General features: G+C 64.2%; 16 protein-coding genes. 11 read left to right on the forward strand and 5 right to left on the reverse strand.

Annotated elements, in window-relative coordinates:
• Positions 1 to 105: 105 nt before the first annotated feature.
• The 9 genes from ACTDXD_RS19340 to ACTDXD_RS19380 are packed head-to-tail and all read left to right on the forward strand — an operon-like array spanning position 106 to position 8,135.
• Positions 106 to 1,026 carry an HpcH/HpaI aldolase/citrate lyase family protein gene (locus ACTDXD_RS19340; protein WP_440123888.1) on the forward strand — a complete coding sequence of 307 codons (921 nt, stop codon included), beginning with the start codon at positions 106 to 108 and terminating at the stop codon, positions 1,024 to 1,026.
• Entirely contained in the window at positions 1,026 to 1,781 is a 756-nt protein-coding gene (locus tag ACTDXD_RS19345; protein WP_440123889.1) for an SDR family NAD(P)-dependent oxidoreductase, read from the forward strand. Before ACTDXD_RS19340 ends, ACTDXD_RS19345 begins: the two co-directional genes overlap by 1 nt.
• Positions 1,782 to 1,812: 31 nt before the next feature.
• A complete protein-coding gene (locus tag ACTDXD_RS19350) occupies positions 1,813 to 2,775 on the forward strand; it encodes a TIGR03621 family F420-dependent LLM class oxidoreductase (protein ID WP_440123890.1) in 963 nt (320 codons plus the stop codon).
• 14 nt (positions 2,776 to 2,789) lie between these two features.
• Positions 2,790 to 3,680, forward strand: a complete 891-nt coding sequence (locus ACTDXD_RS19355; RefSeq protein WP_440123891.1) for an enoyl-CoA hydratase/isomerase family protein — start codon at positions 2,790 to 2,792, stop codon at positions 3,678 to 3,680.
• A gap of 3 nt (positions 3,681 to 3,683) precedes the next feature.
• Positions 3,684 to 4,874, forward strand: a complete 1,191-nt coding sequence (locus tag ACTDXD_RS19360) for a CaiB/BaiF CoA transferase family protein (RefSeq protein WP_440123892.1) — start codon at positions 3,684 to 3,686, stop codon at positions 4,872 to 4,874.
• Between the two features lie 34 nt (positions 4,875 to 4,908).
• Positions 4,909 to 6,198, forward strand: a complete 1,290-nt coding sequence (locus ACTDXD_RS19365; RefSeq protein ID WP_440123893.1) for an aromatic ring-hydroxylating oxygenase subunit alpha — start codon at positions 4,909 to 4,911, stop codon at positions 6,196 to 6,198.
• An 11-nt stretch (positions 6,199 to 6,209) separates the two neighbouring features.
• Complete coding sequence (locus tag ACTDXD_RS19370) at positions 6,210 to 6,545, forward strand: hypothetical protein (protein ID WP_440123894.1); 336 nt, start codon at positions 6,210 to 6,212, stop codon at positions 6,543 to 6,545.
• Positions 6,546 to 6,549: 4 nt separating this feature from the next.
• Entirely contained in the window at positions 6,550 to 7,386 is an 837-nt protein-coding gene (locus ACTDXD_RS19375) for a TauD/TfdA dioxygenase family protein (protein WP_440123895.1), read from the forward strand.
• Positions 7,383 to 8,135, forward strand: coding sequence for an SDR family NAD(P)-dependent oxidoreductase (locus ACTDXD_RS19380; protein WP_440123896.1), 753 nt, complete (start codon positions 7,383 to 7,385; stop codon positions 8,133 to 8,135). The genes ACTDXD_RS19375 and ACTDXD_RS19380 overlap by 4 nt, the downstream gene beginning before the upstream one ends.
• Before the next feature lie 108 nt (positions 8,136 to 8,243).
• On the opposite strand, the gene ACTDXD_RS19385 is transcribed toward ACTDXD_RS19380, so the two are convergent.
• From ACTDXD_RS19385 to ACTDXD_RS19395, 3 genes are all read right to left on the reverse strand, one after another.
• Entirely contained in the window at positions 8,244 to 8,573 is a 330-nt protein-coding gene (locus ACTDXD_RS19385; protein WP_440123897.1) for a hypothetical protein, read from the reverse strand.
• Between the two features lie 35 nt (positions 8,574 to 8,608).
• Positions 8,609 to 9,205, reverse strand: coding sequence for a DUF3558 domain-containing protein (locus ACTDXD_RS19390; RefSeq protein WP_440123898.1), 597 nt, complete (start codon positions 9,203 to 9,205; stop codon positions 8,609 to 8,611).
• Between the two features lie 182 nt (positions 9,206 to 9,387).
• On the reverse strand, positions 9,388 to 10,377 hold the full coding sequence (locus tag ACTDXD_RS19395) for a linear amide C-N hydrolase (protein ID WP_440123899.1): 990 nt from the start codon (positions 10,375 to 10,377) through the stop codon (positions 9,388 to 9,390).
• A gap of 599 nt (positions 10,378 to 10,976) precedes the next feature.
• On the opposite strand from ACTDXD_RS19395, the gene ACTDXD_RS19400 reads away from it, so the two are divergent.
• Positions 10,977 to 12,797, forward strand: coding sequence for a TerD family protein (locus ACTDXD_RS19400; protein WP_440123900.1), 1,821 nt, complete (start codon positions 10,977 to 10,979; stop codon positions 12,795 to 12,797).
• 230 nt (positions 12,798 to 13,027) lie between these two features.
• Positions 13,028 to 15,757: a GAP1-N2 domain-containing protein gene (locus ACTDXD_RS19405; RefSeq protein WP_440123901.1), complete on the forward strand. Its 2,730-nt coding sequence runs from the start codon at positions 13,028 to 13,030 to the stop codon at positions 15,755 to 15,757.
• 37 nt (positions 15,758 to 15,794) lie between these two features.
• On the opposite strand, the gene ACTDXD_RS19410 is transcribed toward ACTDXD_RS19405, so the two are convergent.
• Together ACTDXD_RS19410 and ACTDXD_RS19415 are read right to left on the reverse strand one after the other, a co-directional pair.
• Positions 15,795 to 17,390 carry an FMN-binding glutamate synthase family protein gene (locus ACTDXD_RS19410; protein WP_440123902.1) on the reverse strand — a complete coding sequence of 532 codons (1,596 nt, stop codon included), beginning with the start codon at positions 17,388 to 17,390 and terminating at the stop codon, positions 15,795 to 15,797.
• A gap of 86 nt (positions 17,391 to 17,476) precedes the next feature.
• Positions 17,477 to 20,365 carry an FAD-binding and (Fe-S)-binding domain-containing protein gene (locus tag ACTDXD_RS19415; RefSeq protein WP_440127709.1) on the reverse strand — a complete coding sequence of 963 codons (2,889 nt, stop codon included), beginning with the start codon at positions 20,363 to 20,365 and terminating at the stop codon, positions 17,477 to 17,479.
• Positions 20,366 to 20,369: the final 4 nt, after the last annotated feature.

Genomic DNA, 20,369 nt, shown 5'->3' on the forward strand with positions numbered 1-20,369 from the left:
ATCGATCGCCACAGCCCCGGCGAATCCCCGACGATCCCGGGAAGCTGAAATATTGCTGTGCACCAACGCTATTCATCTGCACTCACACTTGAACGGAGATGCGAAGTGACACGGGCACGACGCTCCGAGCTGGCAACGCCGGCAAGCAACGAATCGATGTGCGCGGCCGCGGCCCGCTCCGACGCCGACCTGGTCTTCCTCGACCTCGAGGACGCCTGTGCGCCGTCGATGAAAGAGTCCGCGCGCGGCATCGCGGTGAAGGCATTCACCGAACTGGAGTGGGGTCGCACCACCCGCGCGGTCCGGATCAACGGCCTGGACACACCCTGGTGCCACGACGACCTGATCGAGGTCGTCACCGGTGCCCGCGACACGCTCGACGTGATCATCGTGCCCAAAGCCCGCACCGCACAAGATGTGTGGTGGGTCGACGTCATGCTCACCCAGCTCGAGTCGAAGCTCGGTCTCGCGAAGCCGATCGGCCTCGAGGTACTGATCGAAGAAGCAGAAGGCCTGCTCAACGCCCAGGAGATCGCGAAGGCAAGCCCCCGGGTCGAGGCAATCATCTTCGGCGTGGGCGATCTCTCGGCCTCACTGCACGCCCGCGTGGGCGGCAACTTCCGGCCCGAGGCGGGGACCTACCCCGGAGATTTCTGGCATTACGCACGGGCACAGGTCCTCGCCGCAGCCCGCGCAGCGGGTGTCGACGCGATCGATTCCCCCTACCCCGACTATGCCGACGCGGACGGGTATCGCACCGACGCCCAGCACGCCGCGATGCTCGGATTCGACGGCAAATGGGCGATCCATCCCAGCCAGGTGCCGATCGCCAACGAGGTCTTCACACCCACACCTGAGGAGATCGCGCACGCCCGAGACCTGGTCGACGGCTACCGCGCGGCCCAGACCGGTGGCGTCGGCGCTATCGGCCAGGGCGGCCAGCTCGTCGACGCCGGGCACCTTCGTCTCGCTGAGAATGTCCTGGCAAAAGCAGAACTCGCACTCGCCGACAGCGGGGCCGCCTGATGACGGGGCGTCTCGACGGCAAGGTTGCCATCATCACCGGCGCCGGCTCCGGCATCGGACGAGCCAGCGCCAATCTGTTCGCGCGCGAAGGTGCCAAGGTGGTGTGCGCCGACATCAGCGGTCAGGAGAAGGAGACCGCCGACGAGATCGGCAATGCCGCGGTCGCGGTGCGGGTCGACGTCGTACAGTCCTCGGACGTCGAGAACATGGTGGCCACCGCGCTCGATACCTTCGGTCGCCTCGACGTTCTGTTCAACAATGCCGGCCTCAGTGGCCCTCGCGGACCCATCGCCGAACTCGACGAGGACGCATTCGACATGGTCGTCGCCATCAACCTCAAGGGCGCCTTCCTCGGTATGAAGTACGCGATCCCAGCCATGATCGAGACGGGCGGCGGTTCGGTGATCAGCACGGCGTCGGCGTCGGCGCTGGTCGGCTGGAAGGACATCGCAGCGTATTCCGCGGCGAAAGGGGGCCTCGTCCAGCTCACGAAGTCGGCGGCCCTCGACTACGCAACCAGCGGTGTCCGCGTCAACGCGATCTGCCCGGGAATGACCTGGACCGGACTTGCCGGTGCCGCTGCCGACGGACACGTTTCCCCGCCCACCGGAGAAGGCAAGGTGCCACCCCAGCCCATGAAGCGGTGGGGAGTTCCCCTGGAATTGGCCAACGCTGCATTGTTCCTCGCCAGCGACGAATCGTCGTTCGTCACCGGGACCGCGATCCCGGTGGACGGCGGCTACGTCGCACGCTGACCTGCCCGACTCGAATGATGAACGGACAGCAATGACACGACCATTTCGCTTCGCCGTCCAGGCGACGAGCGCCACCACCGCCACCGAATGGCGCGACACCGCCCGCCGTATCGAGGATCTCGGCTACTCCACGCTCTTCCTGTCCGACCACTACCTGGGGGCAGGCCCCGCACAGCAGAAGTCGGGTTGGCCACCGCAGTATCTCGCACCGATCGCGGCGATGTCCGTTGCGGCGGCCGTCACCACCACTCTGCGCGTGGGATGCCGGGTGTTCTGCACCGACTATCACGTGCCCGGTGTGCTCATCAAGGAAGCTGCGACACTCGACATGCTCTCCGACGGACGATTCGAATTCGGAATCGGCTGCGGCTGGAGCGAAGCCGAGTACGACGCCATGGGTATCCCGTTTGCACCTGCCCCCGAACGCGTGTCCAAACTCGAAGAGGTCGTCGCGCTGTACAAGGCGCACTGCACGGGTGAGCCACTCGATCTGGACGGCGGCCACGTCACCGCCCGCGACTACGCGGGTCTGCCCCTGCCGGTGCAGAAGCCGCATCCCCCCATCATCATCGGTGGAAGCCGCAAGCGGGTGCTGTCGCTCGCCGGACGCGAAGCCGACATCGCCAGCATCAGCACCGTGTCGTTCGAGCAGGTCAACGCGCAGGGACGCACCGCGCAGCAGGAGGCGATCAAGCGGCTGCAGTTCGTGCGCGACGCGGCGGGCGATCGCTTCCCGGACCTCGACATCGAAAGCTCCCCGTTCTTCGTCAAGATCACCGACGACCCGCACACGGCGCTGTCCAAGATCGCGTCGCGTCTGCGGATCAGTGCAGATGGGCTCGCAGACCACCCGAACGTGCTGGTCGGCAATGTCGACGAAGTCGCCGACCAGCTGCTGAAACGTCGTGAGACCTTCGGCGCCAACTACATCTCCGTCCAGCAGAACAATTTCGAGGGGTTCGCGCCCGTCGCGCAACGACTCGCCGGGCTCTAGAAGTAAGGAACGATATGACCAAGAGATCACGCTTCAGTGAATACAAGGATCGGTACGCGAACTACAAGTTCGAGCTCACCGAAGACGGCATTCTGTTCATGCAATGCCACACCAACGGCGGGTCGCTCGTGTGGGACTGGAAATCGCACGACGACATGGCAGATGCCTTCGCCGACGTCGCGGGCGACCGCGAGATCAAGTGCCTGATCCATACCGGCACCGGCGAGAACTACAACGCCGACTGGGGCTACATGCCCGACGGCTCACCTATCGACACACCGATCTACCAGGCGATGCCCGGCGACCGGGGATTGTGGAAGCTCGATGAGAAGGCCTGGTACAACCGAAATCTCATGTTCAACGTCCTCGACGTGGACGTCCCGATGATCAGTGCTGTCAATGGACCGTGCAACATCCACTCCGAAGTGCCCCTGATGGGAGACATCGTCCTGGCCTCGGATACCGCCTGGTTCCAGGACGTCTCGCACTTCCCGCGCGGACAGGTCCCGGGCGACGGCCAGCACGTGATCTGGAACTTCCTGGCCGGTCACAATCGCGGCCGCTACCTGCTGCTCACCGGCAAGAAGCTGTCGGCGGAAGAAGCCAAGGAATGGGGTGTGGTCGCCGAGGTCCTGCCGAAGGACAAGCTACTCGACCGCGCCTGGGATCTGGCCCACGAACTCGTCCGGAAGCCACCGCTGACCCTCCGTTACACCCGCCAGCTCTTCACCCACCAGCTCAAGCGCGCCTTCCTCGATCAGATGAACCAGGGCATCGGCTACGAGACCTACGCTCAGCGCGCGTTCTTCCCGGTCGGCGGCTACATGCAGCCGCTGGATCGTGCCTGGGACGACAAGCCCTGGACGAACCGGGACGACAGCGCCGACGGTCCCGCGGAGAACTGAGACATGCACGCGCTCGAAGGACTCAAGGTCCTCGATCTGGGCACCTTCATCGCCGGCCCGTTCTGCGCGACGGTGCTCGGCGAGTTCGGGGCGGAGATCATCAAGATCGAGCGCCCCGGCGTGGGCGACCACCTGCGCCGATTCGGCACCGAGACCGACTGCGGGGACACCCTCGTGTGGCTCAGCGAAGCCCGCAACAAACGGTCGGTGACACTGGACCTGACAGACCCCCGGGGGCAACAGATTCTGCGGGAGTTGATCGCCGAGGCCGATATCGTCATCGAGAACTTCCGACCCGGCGTGATGGAGCGCTTCGGGTTCGGATTCGACGAGATCCACGCTCTCAACCCGCGCACCATCATGCTGCGGGTGTCTGCATACGGTCAGAGCGGCCCCAACCGCGATCTGCCCGGCTTTGCTCGGGTGGCCCACGCCTTCTCCGGCCTGGCATTGCTCGCAGGCGAACCGGACGGGCCACCCGTCACGCCGGGATCGACGTCCCTCGCCGACTACATGACCGGCCTGTACGGAGTGATAGGGGTGCTCACTGCGTTGCAGGCGCGCGAACGCACAGGGCGCGGGCAGGTCGTCGACCTGGCGCTGTACGAAACCATCTTTCGTGCTCTCGACGAGCTGGCCCCGGCGTTCCAGCAGTTCGGATTCGTGCGCGAGCGGATGGGCGCCGACACCGTCAACGTCACGCCGCACAGCCACTATGAAGCCTCCGACGGCGGGTGGGTCGCGATCGCCTGCTCTCACGACGACATGTTCGCCAGGCTTGCAAAGGCCATGGGCGATCCCGATCTGGCAAGTCCCGACCGCTTCGGCACGAAAGCTTCGCGCCTGGCGGCACGCGACGAAGTGAACGCCCTGGTCTCGGAGTGGGTCCGGTCGCTCACCCGTGATGAGGTGATCGAACGATGCGTCGCTGCGGATGTGCCTGCGGGACCGTTGTACTCGATCGCCGACATCGTCGAAGACCCGCAGTATCGACACCGGGGCACCATCGCGACAACCGAGTCGCGAATCGGTCCGCTCGCCGTCCCCAACGTCATTCCGCTCCTATCCGACACTCCAGGTGAGATCCGCTGGCTGGGAAAGGAACTCGGTGCGGATACGGACTCCGTTCTGCACGATCTTCTGGCTCGAACCTCGGACGACATCGCGGCACTGCGCGCAGATGGCGTCATCTGACTCACTCAACCTGTAAGAAGAAAGGCGCCACACCATGGCAATCCAAGAGAAGTTGGCCACCGGGCAGGGGAAGTTCACCCCGAGATATCCGGAACTGGGAACAGGGCCTGTCAGCTACGACGACGCTGTCTCCGAAGAGTTCTTCCTCGCCGAGCGCGAAGCGGTGTTCAAGCGGTCGTGGCTCAAGGTCGGGCGCGTCGACCAGTTGCCGCGCGTGGGCAGCTATTTCACCCGTGAACTCGTCGGTCTCGGTTCGATCGTTGTCGTCAAGCAGGCCGACGGCACCGTCAAGGCGTTGCACAACGTGTGTGCCCACCGCGGCAACAAAGTGGTCTGGCAGGAGCATCCCGCCGAGGAGACCAAGGGCTCCTGCAAGGCATTCACCTGCAAGTATCACGGCTGGCGCTACGGACTCGACGGCAAGGTCGACCACGTCACCAACGAGGAACAGTTCTTCGACCTCGACAAGGGCAGCCTCGGCATGCCGGAGCTGCACTGCGACACGTGGGCCGGCTTCATCTTCGTCAACTTCGACGAGCACGCTCAGCCGTTGCGTTCGTTCCTCGGGGAGAAATTCACCGCGGTCGAGAGTTACCCGTTCGAGAAGATGACGGAGCACTACGGCTACAAGACCAGGGTCAAGGGCAACTGGAAGCTCTCGATCGACACCATCCTCGAGTGGTACCACCCGCCGTACGTGCACGGCCGGTTCATCGATCGTGACGTGTCGAAGGCCGAGAAGCTGGTGCCGCCGCCGGACTCCTACTACTACGACCTGTTCACCTCACACATGCTCAATTCGGTGCCCGGACCGCCGCAGCTGCCGCCGCGCAAGCCCGGTGAACTCGGCCCTGCCCAGCGCAATCAGCGTTGGATCTACAAGTTGCTGCGCGCCGGCCTGTTCGGGCCCGACGACGTGCAGGACATCGGCCCGTTGCCCGACGTGCTCAACCCGGGCAACATCAAGTCCTGGGGTAACGACGCCTACTGGCTGTTCCCGAACTTCTCGGTGCAGATCTGGGCCCGCAACTTCTACATCACCTACCAGTACTGGCCCGAAGCGGTCGACGAGCACAGCTACGAGCTCGACATCTACTTCCCGCCGCCGCGCAATGCTGCCGAGCGTCTCGCACAGGAGATGACCGCGCAGACGACAATCGAGTTCGCGATGCAGGACTCGAACACCGTCGAAGCGACACATTCGGCCCTGGCGACGGGGGCCAACCGGGAGTTCCACCTGTCGGATCAGGAACTGATGATCCGCAACTTCCACAAGGTGGTCCGGGACACGGTCACCACCCACCAGAACCTCAGCTCCAAGTAAGGACGGATCCCATGACGACTTCGACTCTGCCGGAAGCATTCCGGGACCTCGAACCCTTTGTCGACGAGTGGGCGCTGGCTACCCGCGCGGAGCGCTACGACACCCGTATGGCCCGGACGATCGATCAACTCGACGCCTTCTACGACGCGATCGCGCCGCGGGCAGAAGAGGCGATCGACTACCTCAACGGGTTCGACCTCGAGGATCTGCCCGAGGCCGAGACCACACTGTTGCACCTGATGTATTCGCTGGTCATGGTCTCGTACCCGGTCAACGTTTTCCGTCAGCCGAAGATCCCCGATTCCGGTGCTGCGTTCTTCGACACCGTCGTCGAACCCGAGGTCTGACGCCATGGCCTACACCGTCACCGATATCGGACCCACAACGGGTGTCGAGATCAGCGGCTTGTCCGGAGCCCAACTCGTGGATCAAGGTGTCGCCGACGTCGCATTGGATGCACTGAACCGACGCGGTGTAGTGGTGTTCCGTGAGGCGAATCTGAGTGATGACGACCTCGTCGCGTTCAGCCGGCTGCTCGGGAAGGTGGCGGAGCTCCCGATGGGCGGCGACTCGGAGCATCCGGAGATCCAGAAGGTCACCCGCGACGCGTCGAAGAGCAAACTCGCCGCCTACCGGGAAGGCACGTTCTTCTGGCACATCGACGGCACCACCGCCGAGATTCCTGACAAAGCGACGGTTCTGATGGCACGGCAGGTGTCCGACGACGACACCGGCGACACCGAATTCGCAAACACCTACGCCGCATACGAGGAACTGCCGAGCGACGACAAGGCGAAGCTCGAGGGTGTGCGCGTCGTGCACAGCTTCGCGGCATCTCAGCTGCTCGTGTACCCCGATCCCGATCCGAAGGAACGCGCGGCGTGGGACCGCAATCCCTCGCGCGAGCATCCGCTGGTCTGGACTCGAGGGTCCGGGAAGAAATCAATGGTGCTCGGGTCCACCGCCGAGCGGGTCGTCGGCAGATCGGAGGACGAAAGCAAAGACCTGTTGACGCGGCTATTGGAGTGGTCGACGCAGGATCGCTTCACTCTCCGGCACAAGTGGCGGGTGGGCGATGTCGTCATCTGGGACAACACGGGCATGCTGCATCGCGCGTGCCCGTACGGCGAGCAGTCGGCGCGGCTGATGCTCCGTACATCACTTGTCGGTGAGGAGGTTGTGCAATGACCACCGAGGTTGCACTCGTGACGGGCGGTGGCTCGGGAATCGGCCGAGCCATCTCCCACCGGCTCGCCGCGGATGGCTTTTCGGTGGCTGTCCTCGATCTGAATGCCGCATCGGCAAAGACGGTTGTGGAGGAGATCCTCGAGAAGGGCCACACTGCAGCAGCGTTCGGTGATGTAGATGTGTCGGTTCGCTCGCAGGTGAATGCTGCGGTCGAGGCTGTTCGGGAGACGTTCGGCCCACCGTCCGTTCTCGTCAACAACGCGGGCATCACCGGCTTCAAGAAGTTCGGCCACATCACCGACGAGGTGTGGGAACGCACCCTCGCGACCAACCTGTCCGGCCCGTTCTACGCGTGCCAGGCCGTGGTGCCCGACATGGCGAAGGCGGGGTGGGGGAGGATCGTCAACATCTCGTCCTCCAGCGCCCAGGGCGGCCAGCAGTTCATGACGCATTATGTGGCGTCGAAGGCCGGGCTCGTCGGGTTCACGAAGTCGCTGGCTTTGGAACTCGGCCCGGAGGGCATCACCGTCAACACCATCCCACCCGGATTCGTGGACACCCCGATGCTGCGAGGCTCGGAACGCGACGGCCTGCTCGGCGGCAGCGTCGACGAACACGCCGATCGAACCCCCGTCCGGCGACCCGGCAAGCCCGAAGACATCGCAGCGGCGTGCTCCTTCCTCTGTTCGGAGGAGGCGGGATACATCACCGGTCAGATCATCGGCGTGAACGGTGGTCGCAACACCTGACCTTCCGGATAGTTATCAGCACAACATGATTCCCGCGAGGGTGTCGGTTTCCCACAGCAGCAATTGCTGCTGTGGGAAACCGGCGTTCGCGCGGGAAGGGTGGGCCGGTTACGTGTCGACGTCGATCGACTGAAGCTGCCGTACCCAGTCGAACTCGGCTTCGAGGAAAGCTTCGCCGCCGGTGGCGAAGGCGTCGCGGAGGTGGGTGAAGGCTGCGATGAACTGGTCGACGCGTTCGCGGGCAGACTCGGGTGTGCCTGCGCCTTTGCGTGCGTAGCCGGCGGCGAGTTGTTTGGCGGATTCGAAATCGCCGAAGCCTTCTGCTGTGCCCAATCTGCCGGCGATCTTGCGAGCGTTGTCGAGCTCGTCCAGTACCACCTCGCAGATTGCCACGATCTCGTCGATGACCTGCGGTTCGAGTCGTACGAATTCGGACATGAGTCTCCTGGACGTTGCGGACCGGTATATCGAATTCAGTCGGTGATATAAGGCTCGACCGTGACGAGGAAGGCCTCCATCCCTGCGCACCATTCGCTTTCGGGTACTGGCCCCGTGTGGTCCTTGTTGTAGAGCCGATTGAAGAAGACCAACCCGAAGCTCGTCTGTAGCGCGTACGTGCATTCGTCATCTCCAGTGGGGCCGAGCTCGCGTAGCGCGGGACGACCGTTGATTTGTGTCGTCGTCGCGATATGACCGTTCTTGTCGAGTTCTTCGTCGAGAGTGACGTTTCCGGAGAGGACATTGAGTCCGTAGCCGCGCCTGACACCGGGGACACGGTCAGTCTTGGTGTATTCACATCCCAGGAACGTGTACCACCCCATGGGCATGTCCGCGAACTCTTTGTGTGCCGCGTCGTATCCCGCTTCGGTCATGACGTCGTCGGGTAGGTCGAGGCAGGGGTCGAAGGTCACGTCGGGGCGGCCCGAGTCGTCGGTGATGCGTGGTGCGCGGGTTGTCGAGGTTGCTGCCGCGGTGGTGCTGTTGTCGACCTCTGTTGCCGGCGCCGGTCCGCAAGCCGATACACCCGCGACCACTGCAGCAGCCAGTGCTGCACGTCCCCACCCGCTCACGCGACCCCCCGATCCGCTGGTAAATCGGGTCGACGGTAGCACAGCGGGCCGCGGCATGATTCCCGCGACGATCTCAGCTGTTCGCGGCAGCAATCCCACGCGCGGATGGCGGGGATGCGCGCGGATGGGTACCCGTCACCAGGTCAGGCGCAATCTGGCGGCGCCGGTTTCAACCTGACCGCTCACGACGGAAGCGTGAGGAATTGCAGCGGGCTGCTTTCCTCGAAGCGGTTCGACACCTCGCCGACGAGACCACCCTCGAGCGCTGTGTCGCCGAGCAGGTCCAGCTTCCGAGCTGGTGCGCCTTCGTCGAAGTTCAGATCGTCGAGGTCGACCCACACGATGTTGGGTCGGGTGGTCGACTCGAACACGTACCGCTTGTTGGTCAGATCGGCAACGATTTGCCATATCGTCTGCGAGGCATACGGTTTGCCAGGAGCTGGAGTTCGGAAGGGTTGCGCGGTGTTGCGGATGACGCTGAACATTCCGGCGACGGCATCGACAGGGTTCCCCGGCTCCGGCAGGCGACCGACGTAATGTGCAGCGCGGGCGAACCTGTCTGATGCAGAGTCGGTGCCGGGGATCGGCTTGTCGCCCCCGAAGCCCTCGATCTGCTTCAGTAGCTCGATCTGTTTGTCGTAGGTGGGGGAGTTGGTCATGACGACGTGGTCGCGGCTGTGCCAGACGATGGCCTTGCCGTCGAGGTATTCGATGACCGCAGAGTCTCCGGTTGCGTCGTCCAGCGCCAAGTGCACGGCAGGGACCTCACCGGTGGCGGGATCACCCAGGGGCACTACTTGCACGCCCGTGCGATCGATCCACGCCACGGCTTCGTCGACGGTCGCGAAGTTGTCGAGGAAGTACTGCATCCAGACGGCCATGCTGAGCGCGGGTTTGCTCTTGTCGTATGTGCCGTAGGTGGATTCGGTGAGCCACAGGATGTGTCCTGCCAATCCTGCCTCATTCATTCCGTCGACGGTCATCATGTCGTAGGCTCCTGCCACGACACTGCCGTACTTCGCGGTCCAGGTCAGGTTTCCACCGACCCCGTCGCTGCGTTCGATGCCCCGCGGCAACGACCACAGATTCGTTCCGGTATCGCGGTGATAGTCCATATTGCGGCCGACGAGCACGCTACCTGAGGGTTCGTTCCAGACGACTCGAGTGCACATTTATCAGCCTTTCCAGGGCAGGTCGATTTCCGCAACTGCTGCATATCGACGAGGTCCGGCGCGTTATTTCGTCGATGGCATTTCCGTATGTGATAGGGAAACGGTTGGCTTGGGACTTTCGTCCCATATCGGTTGGAAATTCCTCCTCGAACGTCTTCCAAATGTCTATCACTCTTTGTCGGCGGATAGATCCTCTCGGTGGCGGAGGGGGGTTAAAACGATGGGTGAAATTCTGCGTCTCACGGGACTCGGATGACGTCGTCAGCGCGACATCGGTTGACGACGGCGCGGGTGTGTCAGCGGTTCAGGTGGACGTCGAGGGGTCGGGAAGTGAGAAGCATCATCGGGTGTGCAGTTGTTGTCGGCTGTACTCGACATTCGCGACAACAACTGCGCACTCGACCATCTTTGTCACCGACCGGTTGTCGACGGTGAGCGACTGCCATTCCGGCGTGTGGCTGTGGAAGACCCTGGTTATCGGCAGTGCTGGCAGCGGTGTTACACACCTCGATTCGGTTCGGACCTGCATACCGACATGTCGGTGACGTGCGGTAAGAATGTCGGGGTTGTCCTGGTCGGCGGTACAGCGGGAGGTTGGCGTGATCGATACACGCGTGCACACGAGCGGGCCAAGGGCACTGCCCGGAGGCCACCGCTGGGTGGTGGTCGACGTCGAGACTTCAGGGCTGCGTCCGAATGCGCACCGCGTGCTCAGTGTCGCTGCGTTGGTGTTGCGTGAAGACGGCTCCATCGAACGCGAATTCTCCACGCTCGTCAATGCCGACTGCGATCCAGGGCCCGTGCATATCCACAACCTCACACGCGATCGCCTCGCCGACGCACCCCGATTCACGGATATCGCCGGCGAGCTTGCCGACATCCTCGACGGCGGAACCCTCGTTGCACACAACGCGTCATTCGACTACGGGTTCCTCGACGCCGAGTTCCGGCGTGCAGGCAGGCCCATCCCCGCCCAGCAGAGGCTCTGCACTCTGGCGTTGTCGCGGCGCCTGGAACTCGATGTACCCAACTACCAGCTGTCCACCCTCGCCCAGCACTGGCAGGTTCAGCAGTTGAAAGCACACGACGCGTACGACGACGCACGCGTGCTCTCCGAGGTGTTCGTGCGCAGTGCCACCATGGCAGAAAGCCTGCAGCTGCCCTTGCCCGTGGTGAACTGCCTCAGCCGGAAGTCCGTGTACCCAGACTCGGTGCAGCGGGTGCCGTGCCAGTGGAAGAATCCCGGCCGTCTCACCGAGGCGGGGCTGGTACAGGGCATGAAGGTCGTGATCAGTGGTGCCACCACTACGCCGCGACTGACCTTGGCCCGGCGCATGACGGACGCCGGACTCGACGTACTCAACAGCGCAAGTCGCCAGACCAGCGTTGTCGTCTGCAACGACCCAGGTGTGCAGACTGCCAAGGTGCGCAAAGCCATGGCCGAGGGCATCCCCGTGATCACCGAACAGCAGCTCGAAGCACTCCTGGTGCGGGTGGCTCCGGGGGAGTCCAAAGCGGCAACAGTGATCGATGTCGTTCCGCAGCAGGAAACCCCGGTGACGGCAGCACCTACGCCGGAGCCGCAGAACTGGGCGCTCCAGGGAATGAAGCCCAAGTTGTGGTCGGGGCGTCGTGTCCTCCTGCTGGGCGGCACGCACCTCGAAGCGGTCCTGATGCGCTCGCGCATAGCGCAGCTCGGTGCCCGGCCTTCCCTCAACTTCACGGCGGCAGTCACCGACGCCCTGCTTCTGGAAGGCGCCGATGCCGACAAGCGATTGTCGCGCGTCAGAGGCCGTCGACTACCGGTGCTGACCCCGGACGACGTGAATGCCGCGATAGAGAAGGGTGTTGTCCCCGCGCACATGCGCACCGAATCCCGCCTGAGCGCGCCGGTGCTCTCGCAGGGGGAAGTGATCGATCTACCCGCAAAGACCACGCGGTGGTCGGTCAATGTCGCGTGGAAGGCCGAAGCGACCGGAGACGAGTTCGACGTCGATGTCGTCGCATTCCTACTCGACGGTAATGAAAGAGTCGACACCGACGTCGATTTCGTCTTCTACAACAACCCTGCATACGACGATGGTGTTGTCGAGCTGACCATCGACGGCAGCAGTGAGCAGTCCGTCCGCGTCGACCTGGCATCCATTCCGGCTGAGTGCGAGCGCATCGCGATTGCGGCGGCGATCGACGGGGACCGCACGTTCGGCGACCTCGGCGCGATTTCCATCAGCGTGGACAGCGAATCGGGCACCGCCGCCACCGCGGTCCTCGACGCAGGTACAACCGAGCGCACGATGGTGCTGGCCGAGATCTACCGGCGGTCCGGAAAATGGCGGTTGAGGGCTGTGGGGCAGGGATACGACGACGATCTTGCAGCGCTCGCGGTGCGATACGGGGTGGAAGTGGAAGGGAGTGACTGACCGGTCCGGCTGTGGTGCGCATTCGCGCTGACTACTATTGGTTGTCATGGATCCCACCGAAACCGCACCTGGGAAGGTCTCGATCGGGCGCACTTGGAAGCACACACTCTCGGCCTGCCCGGTTCCGTCCGAGAATCGGCGCACGTCATGCTGGTGTCGTCCATTGTGACCCACAATCCGCTTGCGGTTGATGCTCGACGGGGTTCGGATCGGCGAGGGGACGGAGTGACGTGACCACCGTTGCCGAGCGCCCCAGATTCGGTCAACTCACCTACACGTTCTTCGGTCGCCCCGGCAACGCCGGCGGCGATGATTGGCAGATCAAGCAGACGACCGGCGATGTCGATGCGGAAGAAGAGGAACGGTTACTCGCGGGCGTCGTGACGCAGTTCGAATCGGTCCGGCCGTTTCCCCGATTCGTCACAGCCGAGGAAGTGGAGAATCGTCCCCGCCGGCTGGTGTACGCACCCGGGCCAGCAAACTCAGGCCTGTATTGGCACACGGTTCAGGCCGGTATGGACGCTTCCGGTCGGATCGAGAACGTTTTCGCTCACGCACTTCTCGACCGGCGCACCGATGAGGCAGGAACCCTGCGGCCGATCGAACGATGGTACTCGGCCGAGTGGCTCACGCCGTACGGGCCCAGCGACGTCGCTGCCGCAATCCTCTCGTCCCCGGAACCCAGTCCCAGTGGTGTCGCGTCACGTGCCGCAGCGGTGGACTTTCTCCTCGACCCGGATACGTCGCGCATCGGTATCTTCAGCGTCCTGCTCGACGCGGTTGCGCAGGCCTTCCGCGGCGGGTCACCCGTTGTCCTCGGCTGCGCGGATTCGGACAGTGCAGCGGGATGGATCGCCGCAGTTTCCCACTTCATGTCGCCGGGAACGAGCAGGCGCTTCGGATGGTCGACCTTCGACAGGTTGCACACAGTCGACGACACCGTTGCGCGCGGCGCGCATCTGGTGGCGGTACCCCTCGAAGATCTTCCGGGTGACACACCGGGGTGCGTGGTGTTCGGTGAGAACGAATCGCCGATCCTCGGCGCACTCGATGGAGAACCACATTGCGTCGACAACGGCGACATGGTGCCGGTAACTCCCTGGTCACGGTTGGCGCAGATCGTCCTCGTCGACGAATCGGTTGCCGCCCGTACGCTCGAGCATCAGGACGAGATCGCGAGGAAAGCGGGCGACGAGCACCTGTCCCCGATGTGGCCGTTGGCGATGGCGGTGGTGGCGGACAGCGACCTGCACGACTCGTTGGCCGAGGCGACGACCGTCCTGCTGGAACAAAGCCCCGACACGGTGATGGAGTCGGAGTTCGCGTCGTTGATCGTGGACGTGGTGGACAGCAGTTTCGGGGATACGGCATCGCAGGCTGCCCGCGTCTTCAGTGCGTGGCACGCAGCCGGCCGGTTGGCGCCCGTGGTGTGCACCCTTGCAGCTCGAGTATTCGCGTTCCGGGTGTTCTACGATCGCGCGTGGTTCCGGAACGCGGACCCAGCACATCGTGCACTACTCGAATACTGCGATCGGACACCTGAACTGGTGACGGAAGCCGATCGTCTTCTCCGCTCTCTGCGCAGCCGGCTGTATACGGCTTACGAGATCGAAGAGGTGGCGGTCTCGGCGCTCCAGGCGATCGATGCGATCGTCCGTGCCGATCTCATGAGCGATCTCGGCGACGAGCTCGTCCGCGAGATCCTCGAACTGGCGGTGGTCCCGGTGCTGTGTGACGACGCTCGGGGTCCGCAGCTCGTCGCGGAGGTAGGCCCGGTCGGACGATCGACGTGCATGGACTATCTGCAGCCAGCCGTGATCGGCCACTTCGACTTCGTCGGCCGCCCGCTCGGATCCCGGCTCGAACCGTCCGTCTTGGCCTTCATCGCCAGCAACGTGGCCGACGTGCCGACCTTCGACGACTTCGCTTCAGACCCGTCCTTGGTGAACACCACGCTGAGCGTGATCATCGCCGAAGGTGTCTTCGCCCTCGCCGAGCGGGGAGAAGGTGCGCGGGTCCGAAGTGAGCTGGCAGTCGTCGCTCTGTGGCGCGCCTTCTACGAACTCAGCGAAGGCTCGGGCGTGATTCCTGGGTTGGATGATGTCGTCGCCGCACAGCGGTGGACTGCAGCCCAGTGGCGTCGGATGGTCCAGGCATATCCGAGTGTGGTTGCGCCGCGTTTCCTCCAGGATGCGGTGGTGTGCGAACCCTGGTGTGCCGACGTCGAATTGCTTGCCCGGCATATCCTGAACCTGCTGGATCACGCCGTTGTCGCTCCCTGGCAGGAAGATCCACATCACGACGCACTTGCCGGGGCATGGGCGTTGATTCGGTTGAGAAACAGCTGGGACGGGATCACCGAGCAGGAACTGGATGCGGATCTCGGCCGATACGGTCTGCCGACGATCACCGACTATGCCCGACACTACGAAGCAGATCTGCCGGATGACGTGCTAGCGGGTCTGGCGGTGTGCATCGTGGCTGCGAAAGCGCGTTGCGCAGTGCTCCCCACACTTCCGGCGAGGCATGTTGCGGCGCTGGCCGATGCGGTCGAAGTCAACGCGAGATTCGTCGTCGACTCGATCGTCGAACTCGCGCAGTCCGGTGCGCTGGACGAGAGTTGGCTGATCGCATACGCGGTGTTGAGTTCGCCGCACTCTCCTGACGTGGTGCTGGTGTCGGAAAGTGTCGGTGTGCTAGCACATTTCGTAGTCGGCGACGGTGCTGATCGGCGCGGGATTCTCGACGAGGTCGCCGCGGAGATCCTGCCGGAGCCATGGAATCTCGGGCCGCGAGACCTCCGCGGGGTTCAGGCGGCGGTGAGTGCCGAACTCATGGAGTTCCGCGACCGCACCGTCGACCTGGCCCGTGAAGCATATGCGGCATTTGTCGAGGGGTGGTACGAGCGGCGGGTGGCGGACGCGGCGCGGGCGACACCCAGGCTGCGAGGACCGTTCTGAGATCCTTTGCTGTCGTGCGTCCACGACACGACCTGACTCATCGGCGCATGACGGGGCGGAACGTATCGGGATTCGCTGCCGCCCAGTCGCCTGCCCACTCCTGCGGAGGGTCGGCCAGGAGCTCGCCCGGCGCCAACCACTCGTAGAGATCGGCGTACGACCGGATCTCCGTGGGACCCAGCTTCTTGTGGAGCATATGCGGTGTCAATCCACTGGGATCGGATACACCCAGCGAGGCCATGATCTGCACGGCCTGGCGTACGGTGGCGTCCTGATAGCGATACGCGCGCACACTCTTGTCTTCGACGTCGAGGGCGCGAGCACGTTTGGGATCCTGCGTCGTGACCCCGACCGGGCAGGTATTGGTATGGCACCGCTGGGCCTGGATGCAGCCCACCGCCATCATCATTGCGCGGGCGGCGTTGGTGTAGTCGGCTCCCTGGATGAGGCGTTTGACGATGTCGTTTCCGAGCGCGACCTTACCGCTGGCGCCGATTTTGACCTTATCGCGCAGACCGGTTCCGACGAGCGCATTGTGGACGGTGATCAATCCGCTGGTCAACGGAAGCCCGACGTGATCCTCGTATTCCAAAGGTGCTGCCGCGGTGCCGCCTTCGGCTCCGTCGACGATGATGAAATCGGGCGCGGTGCCTTGATCGAGCATCGCCTTGCACAGCGCGAGGACCTCAACCCGCGACCCGACGCACAGTTTGAACCCGATCGGCTTCCCGCCGGACAGTTCACGCATCGTCGAGATGAACTGAATCAGTTCACGGGGAGTATGGAACGCGGAATGCGCCGCGGGGCTGACGCATTTCTCGTGAGCAGGCACGCCGCGATACCGGGCGATTTCATCGCTCACCTTCGCGGCAGGCAGGACACCCCCGACCCCCGGTTTGGCACCCTGGCTGAGCTTGAGTGAGATGGCCTTGACCTGGTGGTGGGCTGCCTGATCGGCGAACTGGTCGGGATCGAACCGGCCCTCCTTCGTCCGGGTACCGAAGTAGCCCGATCCGACCTCCCACACCAAGTCGCCTCCGCCTTCGAGATGGTACGGGGTGAGCCCGCCCTCGCCGGTGTCGTGAGCGAACCCGCCCATGGCCGCTCCCTTGTTGAGCGCCCGCAGCGCATTACCGGAGAGAGCACCGAAGCTCATCGACGACACATTGAGCAACGACATCGAATACGGCTGTGAGCACTCGGGCCCACCGATCATCACCCGTGGCGGCTCGTCCGGCTCGGGGACGGGAGCGGTGGAATGGACCAGATACTCGTAGCCGACTTCCTCGATGTCGCGTTCGGTACCGAAGGACAGTTCACCGTGGATGCCCTTGGCACGTTCGTAGATGATGGTGCGCACGTCGCGGTCGTACGGCCGCCCGTCGAAATTGCGCTCGATGAAGTACTGCTGCAATTCCGGACGCAGGCTTTCCAGCAGATACCGGAGGTGGCCGAGGATGGGGTAGTTACGTAGCACCGAGTGTCGGCGTTGCACCAGGTCGTGGACGCCGACGAGGAGCAGGCAGGCAAGCAGGACCAGTACCAGAATCCATGCCCACCCTCCGACAACCGCGGCGAGTCCGGTGACGATCACCGCCGCGGCGAGTGCCCCCACCGACAAGAACCGAAGCATCGGTACCTCCTCTGCCCGTGTACGTCCTCTTCAGCCTGCTTACACGGACCGCCGCGGTCTTCGCAGGCGGTTGGGGGAACGTCGTCTCAGTGGTCGGTGGTGTTGCCACGGACCTGGGTGGCCAGAATCTGAGCCGCATGCAGCGACCTCGCCCCGGGTTCGAGGTCGCGAATCTGTGTGCGGCAGCTGAATCCGTCGGCCAGCACGACCGTGTCGTCGGCTTTCTCCCGGAGGGCGGGCAGCAGTTTGTCTTCAGCGCACGCGACGGAGACGTCGTAGTGCCCGCGCTCGAACCCGAAGTTCCCGGCCAGCCCGCAACAGCCTGCGTCGAGGACGTTCGCATCCACCCCCGCCTTGTCGAGTACTTCGTGATCTGCCTTGTACTGCAGGACGGCGTGGTGGTGGCAGTGCGGCTGAACGATGGCGTTCACGGTGCCCTCGTGCTGGGGATGCCAGTCGGGTGCCTCCTTCTGCAATAGCTCTCCGAGGGTGTAGGTCTGGCCGGCGAGGCGGTGTGCATCTTCGTTGCCGTGCATGAGCTCGGGAAGATCCGCGCGGAAGACCGCAGCGCAGCTCGGTTCGAGGACCACGATCGGGGTGCCTGCACGCAGAGCGGGTTGCAGGGCGTGCAGGGTGCGGCGTAGTACGCGCCGGGCGACGTTCAGCTGGCCGGTGGAGATCCAGGTGAGTCCGCAGCACAGCGTGCCGTCCGGGACTTGCACGGTGAATCCGGCTGCTTCGAGGACGGCGACGGCGTCGCACGCGATGCCGGGTTCGAAGTTGTTGGTGAAGGTGTCGGGCCAGAGCAGCACGGTGCCGCGATGCGCGGCCTGCTGACGGTGGGGAGGTTGCCGTCGCCACCCGTCGGTGAATCGTTGCTCGGCGAAGCGCGGGAAAGGCCGCCGCCGGTCGACACCCCCGGCCGTCTTGATCATGCCCGACAGGCCGGGCGTGTGGGTGAGGGCGTTGATCACGGTGGGGGCGGTGGAAGCCATACGTGCCCAGAGCGGGAGCCAGCCCATCGAGTAATGCGACGGCGGCCGGAGCCGGTGACGGTAGTGGTGCGAGAGGAATTCGGCCTTGTACGTGGCCATGTCGACGTTCACCGGGCAATCGGATCGGCACCCTTTGCAGGCCAGGCACAGATCGAGGGCGTCGCGCACAGCGGTGGATTTCCAGCCGTCGGTGATGACATCGCCCTCGAGCATCTCGAACAACAGGCGAGCGCGGCCACGGGTCGAATGTTCCTCCTCACCGGTGGCGCGGTAGGACGGGCACATCACACCCGATTCGTGGCCGCGGCATTTGCCGACCCCGACGCAGCGGGCCGCAGCCCGGCTGAACCGATGGTCGTCGTCTGCATAGGCGAAGTGGACGGCCGGCTCGATCGGAAGATAGTGGGTTCCCTGGCGCAGATTCTGGTCCAGGCGGTACGGATGGACGATCTTCCCCGGATTCATCCGATCCGCCGGGTCGAAGATCGCCTTGAGTGCCTCGAACGCGGTGATGATCTTCTCGCCGAACATGATCGGCAACAACTCGGCCTTGGACTGTCCGTCGCCGTGCTCACCGGACAGCGACCCGCCGTACGACACGACCAGACGAGCGGCTTCCTGCGCGAACGAGCGATAGCGGGCGATCCCCTCGGCGGTGCGTAGGTCGAAGGGGATGCGGGTGTGGACGCAGCCGTGTCCGAAGTGCCCGTACAGCGACGCTGTCCCGTAGTCGTACTTGTCCAGCAACCTGCGGAAGTCCCGTAGATAGTCGCCGAGACGAGACGGGGGGACGGCGGCGTCTTCCCAGCCCTCATGGGTTTCGGGGTCGTTGGGCGGATAGGCGGTTGCTCCGAGACCGGCCTCCCGGGCGGCCCACACCTGCTTCTCGTGATCGGGGTCGTCGAGGATCCGCGCGTGCGGTGTCAGCGCGTGGAGGTCGTCGATCATCGCGGCTGCTTTACGGTCGGCCTCTTCTTCGGTGTCTCCGTTGAACTGCACCATCAGCCATGCGGTGCCGTCGGGTAGTTCCTTCAGTGCTGCGGCGGCGAGATGCTGACTGTGTTCGAGCTGCACCAGCCGGTGGTCGATGCCTTCCAATGCGGCGGGTTTGTGTTCCAACGCCTGGGGGACGGCGTCGGCGGCAGCACAGATGTCGTCGAATCCGAGCAGGGCCAACGACTTTGCCGCCGGGACGCGCACCAGCGACACTTCCGCACGCAGCACTGTCACCAGTGTGCTTTCCGAACCGACGAGCAGCCGGGCGATGTTGAAGTCGTTCTCCGGCAGCAGCTCGTCGAGATTGTACCCGGACACTCGCCGCGGAATGTTCGGGTAGTGGTCGCGGATCTCGTCGGTATAGTCGTCCCGCAATTGCCGCAGTGCCCGGTAGATGTCGGCACGCCACCCACCAGCGGCGGTGATCTGCTCGAATTCGTCGTCGGTGGTGTCCTGTACCCACATGCGGTGCCCGTCGTAGGTGAGCACTTCGAGCCGGCGGACGCAGTCGGCCATCTTTCCGTAGGCCTGTGCGGTGGAGCCGCACGAGTTGTTGCCGATCATCCCGCCGATCGTGCAGCTGACGTGTGTCGACGGCTTCGGTCCCACCATCCAGCCCGTCGATTCGAGCTGATCGTTGAGCTGATCGAGCGCGACGCCGGGCTGCACGATCACCGTGCCCGCGTCGGCATCGAGGCTTTCGACCCGGGTGCAGTACTTGCTCCAGTCCAGCACCACCGCCGCGTTGCAGCATTGCCCGGCGAGGCTGGTGCCGCCGCCGCGGGAGAGGACGGGCACGTCGTTCTCGTGGCACACCGCCACCGCCTCGATCGCTGCCTCCGGGGTTCTGGGTACGACGACACCGATGGGGATCTGCCGGTAGTTGGAAGCGTCGGTGGAGTAGGCGGCGCGTGAACCGGCGTCGAACCGGACTTCTCCGTCGACGCGGTCGCGCAGCGAGTGGGCGAGTGTCTCGAACAACATCGCA

The organism is Rhodococcus sp. SJ-3 (assembly GCF_051918125.1).
Classification (GTDB): domain Bacteria; phylum Actinomycetota; class Actinomycetes; order Mycobacteriales; family Mycobacteriaceae; genus Rhodococcus.

Bases quoted from the DNA above. Each gene is read 5' to 3' on its own strand.
- ACTDXD_RS19345 (WP_440123889.1), top strand. From the start codon at position 1,026: ATGACGGGGCGTCTCGACGGCAAGGTTGCCATCATCACCGGCGCCGGC.
- ACTDXD_RS19350 (WP_440123890.1), top strand. From the start codon at position 1,813: ATGACACGACCATTTCGCTTCGCCGTCCAGGCGACGAGCGCCACCACC.
- ACTDXD_RS19355 (WP_440123891.1), top strand. From the start codon at position 2,790: ATGACCAAGAGATCACGCTTCAGTGAATACAAGGATCGGTACGCGAAC.
- ACTDXD_RS19360 (WP_440123892.1), top strand. From the start codon at position 3,684: ATGCACGCGCTCGAAGGACTCAAGGTCCTCGATCTGGGCACCTTCATC.
- ACTDXD_RS19365 (WP_440123893.1), top strand. From the start codon at position 4,909: ATGGCAATCCAAGAGAAGTTGGCCACCGGGCAGGGGAAGTTCACCCCG.
- ACTDXD_RS19370 (WP_440123894.1), top strand. From the start codon at position 6,210: ATGACGACTTCGACTCTGCCGGAAGCATTCCGGGACCTCGAACCCTTT.
- ACTDXD_RS19375 (WP_440123895.1), top strand. From the start codon at position 6,550: ATGGCCTACACCGTCACCGATATCGGACCCACAACGGGTGTCGAGATC.
- ACTDXD_RS19380 (WP_440123896.1), top strand. From the start codon at position 7,383: ATGACCACCGAGGTTGCACTCGTGACGGGCGGTGGCTCGGGAATCGGC.
- ACTDXD_RS19385 (WP_440123897.1), bottom strand. From the start codon at position 8,573: ATGTCCGAATTCGTACGACTCGAACCGCAGGTCATCGACGAGATCGTG.
- ACTDXD_RS19395 (WP_440123899.1), bottom strand. From the start codon at position 10,377: ATGTGCACTCGAGTCGTCTGGAACGAACCCTCAGGTAGCGTGCTCGTC.
- ACTDXD_RS19410 (WP_440123902.1), bottom strand. From the start codon at position 17,390: ATGCTTCGGTTCTTGTCGGTGGGGGCACTCGCCGCGGCGGTGATCGTC.
- ACTDXD_RS19415 (WP_440127709.1), bottom strand. From the start codon at position 20,365: ATGTTGTTCGAGACACTCGCCCACTCGCTGCGCGACCGCGTCGACGGA.